This is a genomic window from Candidatus Allofournierella excrementavium (assembly GCF_048526665.1).
Taxonomy (GTDB): domain Bacteria; phylum Bacillota; class Clostridia; order Oscillospirales; family Ruminococcaceae; genus Allofournierella_A; species Allofournierella_A excrementavium.
Genome location: NZ_DBGFPE010000044.1, coordinates 1 through 2404, shown reverse-complemented (window position 1 = coordinate 2404; position 2404 = coordinate 1). Strand labels below are relative to the sequence as shown.

The window sequence follows — 2404 nt, the reverse complement described above, 5'->3', positions numbered from 1 at the left end:
TGGGCGTTCTGCGTGGGCGGCGGCATCTGCCTGCTGGGCGAGGTGCTGCGCGGGTGGTATCTTGGCATGGGGCTGGAAGCCCAGCTTGCCGGTACCCTGACCAGCTGCACTCTCATTGTGCTGTCGGCCCTGCTGACCACGCTGGGGCTCTACCAGAAGCTTGCCGCCAAAGCCGGGGCAGGCTCGCTGGTACCCATCACGGGCTTTGCCAACGCCGTGGTCAGCGCCGCCATCGAGTTCAAGCCCGAGGGCAGGGTCTGCGGCACCGGAGCCAAGATGTTCACCATTGCAGGGCCGGTCATCGTGTACGGCACGCTGGCGGCGGTGGTGTACGGCGCGGTGCTCTGGCTGCTGGGGGCTTCTGCTTTATAATACGGAACAGCCCCGCCGGATATTGCAGCGCCGCAGCACCAGTATAGCACGTGCCGGGGCATTTTTTGTAGAAAAAAAGGAGAAAATTTTATGACAGAGCGCCGGGGCGATACCCTGTTGTTCCATACCCCGCCGGTCATCGCCGCACAGGCGGCGGTGGGCGGCAAAAAAGAGAGCGATGGCCCGCTGGCGGCGGGCTTTGACGAACTGACCACCGACAACCGGCTGGGACAGTGCAGCTGGGAGGCCGCCGAAAAGCAGCTGCAGCTGCGGGCGGCACGGCTCTGCCTGCAAAAAGCGTCTCTGCCCGCAGAGCGGGTAGACCTTGCGCTGGCGGGGGACTTGCAGGCGCAGTGCACCGCCTCCGGCTACGCGCTGCGGGAGCTGGGCGTGCCCTTTGCGGGGCTGTTCGGGGCGTGCAGCACCATGGCCGAGGCGCTGGCGCTGGGCGCGGCGCTGTGCAGCAGCGGGGCGGCGCAGAACCTGCTGGCCATGACCTCCAGCCATTTCTGCGCGGCAGAGCGTCAGTTCCGCACCCCGCTGAGCTACGGCGCGGTGCGCACTCCTACCGCGCAGTGGACGGCCACCGCCGCCGGGTGCTGCCTGCTGCGTCCGGCAGGGCAGGGGGTGGGCGTTGCCGCCGCAACCCTTGGGCGGGTGCAGGACTATAACATCAAGGATATCAACAACATGGGTGCAGCCATGGCACCGGCAGCAGCAGCCACGCTATTGCAGTATCTTGCTGATACCCATGCAGAACTGCGGGATTTCGACTGCATCTACACCGGCGACCTTGGGCTGGTGGGCAGTCAGATGCTGCGGGAGCTGTTGGCGGCAGAGGGTCTGCTGCTGAAAAACCACGCGGACTGCGGCTGTCTGCTCTACGATGCCTGGGAGCAGCGGGTAAAAAGCGGCGGCTCGGGCGCGGGCTGCTGTGCCGCCGTGCTCTGTGGGCATATCCTGCCAAAGTTATTGCGCCGCGGCAGCCGCCGGGTGCTGTTCCTCGCCACTGGGGCGCTGATGAGCCAGACCACCTTTTTGCAGAAGGAGAGCATCCCGGCGGTGGCACATTTGGTAGAGCTGACCGCGCCGGAAAAGGAGAGCTGAAATGAACTATCTGTGGGCATTTTTAATGGGCGGTGTCCTCTGCGCGGTGGGGCAGCTGTTCATCGACCTGACAAAGCTGACCCCGGCACGCATCCTGACCGGCTATGTGGTGGCGGGAGTGGTGCTCTCGGCGGTGGGGCTGTATGCGCCGCTGGCAGAGTTTGCCGGTGCGGGGGCGAGCGTGCCCCTGCTGGGCTTCGGGCATCTGCTGGCAAAGGGGGTGCGCACCGCCGTGGCGGAAAAGGGTGCCATCGGAATCCTGACCGGCGGGCTGACCGCTGCTTCTGCGGGCATCACCGCAAGCCTTGTCTGCGGTGTGGTGTGCAGCCTTGTGGGCAAAAGCCACGACCAGAACTGATGTTTTGTCTGCGCTGCTTCGCCACATTTTGCGTCCGGCGGCTGGTAAACTGGGGGCAAAACGGAGGTGAGGCGCATGAAACGCAGCGGACAGACCGTATTGTGGGAGCTGTGGGCGGCGCTGTGCCTGTGCACGGCGCTGGTGCTGCCGCCGGGCAGCCCGTGGCTGCACGAGCCGGCACTTTTGTACCCGGGGCTTATGCTGGCGGCAGTCGTGCCCGCCGCGTGGGCGGTGTGGTGGGTGGTGGTGCCGCCGCAGCCGTTGCCGCCGGAGCAGCTGCTGGAACCGGTGCAGCGGCAGAGCCTTGCCGCACTGTGCGGGACATAACAGCGGAAAAAACAAAAACCCCTGTGCCGGTTACCCGGTACAGAGGTTTTGTTCGTCAATCAAACTGCGCGATCAAGCGTTCTTGTTAGCACGCTTTGCCATACGGCTGATCTTGCGGCTGGCGGTGTTCTTCTTGATGACACCCTTAGCGCGAGCCTTGTCGATCGCGGAAACAGCAGCCAGGACGGTTGCGTCCTTGTCAGCGGCATTCGCATCGATGGCAGCGTCTGCCTTCTTGAC

General features: G+C 64.8%; 5 protein-coding genes. 4 read left to right on the top strand and 1 reads right to left on the bottom strand.

Translation table 11 applies throughout. The features are described from left to right. The 4 genes from ACMI1Q_RS10535 to ACMI1Q_RS10520 form a co-directional block, all read left to right on the top strand. The coding region (locus ACMI1Q_RS10535) for a SpoVA/SpoVAEb family sporulation membrane protein (protein ID WP_419503725.1) at positions 1-372 on the top strand (372 nt) is incomplete at its 5' end. A gap of 90 nt (positions 373-462) precedes the next feature. After that, on the top strand, positions 463-1479 hold the full coding sequence (locus ACMI1Q_RS10530; RefSeq protein ID WP_419503724.1) for a stage V sporulation protein AD: 1017 nt from the start codon (positions 463-465) through the stop codon (positions 1477-1479). A gap of 1 nt (position 1480) precedes the next feature. Beyond that, a complete protein-coding gene (locus ACMI1Q_RS10525; RefSeq protein ID WP_112121458.1) occupies positions 1481-1837 on the top strand; it encodes a SpoVA/SpoVAEb family sporulation membrane protein in 357 nt (118 codons plus the stop codon). A 75-nt stretch (positions 1838-1912) separates the two neighbouring features. After that, complete coding sequence (locus ACMI1Q_RS10520) at positions 1913-2164, top strand: peptidoglycan synthetase (protein WP_112121457.1); 252 nt, start codon at positions 1913-1915, stop codon at positions 2162-2164. A 72-nt stretch (positions 2165-2236) separates the two neighbouring features. Here ACMI1Q_RS10520 and rpsT read toward each other — a convergent pair. After that, positions 2237-2404, bottom strand: a 168-nt coding sequence (rpsT, locus tag ACMI1Q_RS10515) for a 30S ribosomal protein S20 (protein ID WP_419503726.1), incomplete at its 5' end; no start/stop codon positions are given.